We start from the raw sequence: 1,008 nt of genomic DNA on the forward strand, positions 1-1,008 counted from the left end.
TGGACTTGCCCCTACAAAACCGGACACCAACTCCCCGTTAAATTGATGCAGCTGCCAAGCGCCTGAACTCCCTCGGTGAGCGATAGTTCAAAGCGCTGTGCGGATGCTGCTCGTTGTAATGCTCAAAGGCAATTGCCAGGTTACGTAGCGCCGTTTCTCGATCCGGCTTGGGCATGTGCGCCACATAATCCCGCTTGATCGTCTTCACGAAGCTCTCGGCCATGCCGTTGCTCTGCGGGCTGCGCACCGGTGTGGTCACTGGCTGCAAGCCGATCTGTCGAGCAAACAGGCGTGTCTGTTCAGCGGTGTACGCAGAGCCGTTGTCGCTTAGCCATTGAACTGGCGTGGCGGGCAGTTGATCACCAAAACGCTTCTCCACGCTTTCTAACATCAAGTCGCGGATATCATCGCCGCTGTACCCGGTCGGGCTCGCGACCCAGCCGATGGCTTCGCGATCACAGCAATCGAGGGCGAAGGTCACGCTCAGTTTGGCGCCGTCCTCACAACGGAACTCAAAGCCGTCCGAGCACCAACGCGTATCGCTGGTTTCCACCGCAATACGGCCCTCGTGCCGACGCGGCACGCCGGGCTGTTTGATCCGGCGTTCAAGCAGCAGATTGTGATCACGCATGACCCGGTAAACCCGTTTCACGTTGATCGCGGGCAGCGACCGCTTTTCACGTGCGCGACGCAGCAGTCCCCAGACGCGACGGTATCCATAGCTGGGCAGTTCGCTGACCTCTTGCTGGATTTCAGCGACCAGCTCTACATCGTTCACAGGCCTGCTTCGCCGTGTCTTGGGCGATACCGATTGCTTGATTCGAACCGTTAATTGCGAGCGCGCCACACCGAGACATTCGCTGACCAGCTTCACTGGTCGTCCCCCGGCAACAAGGGTGAGTGCGCAATCCATTTTCGCGACCGGGCGATCTCCACGGCCTCTTTGAGGATTTCCGCTTCCATCGTTTTCTTGCCCAACATCCGTTGCAGTTCACGGATCTGCTTGAG

1 pseudogene is annotated in these 1,008 nt (G+C 58.6%); it reads right to left on the reverse strand.

Going from position 1 to position 1,008, the window contains the following annotated elements:
* Positions 1-37: 37 nt before the first annotated feature.
* Positions 38-1,008, reverse strand: a pseudogene (locus EJA70_RS13675) (IS3 family transposase); the annotation flags it as partial.

Source organism: Pseudomonas sp. PB103 (genome assembly GCF_009764635.1).
In the GTDB taxonomy this organism is placed as follows: domain Bacteria; phylum Pseudomonadota; class Gammaproteobacteria; order Pseudomonadales; family Pseudomonadaceae; genus Aquipseudomonas.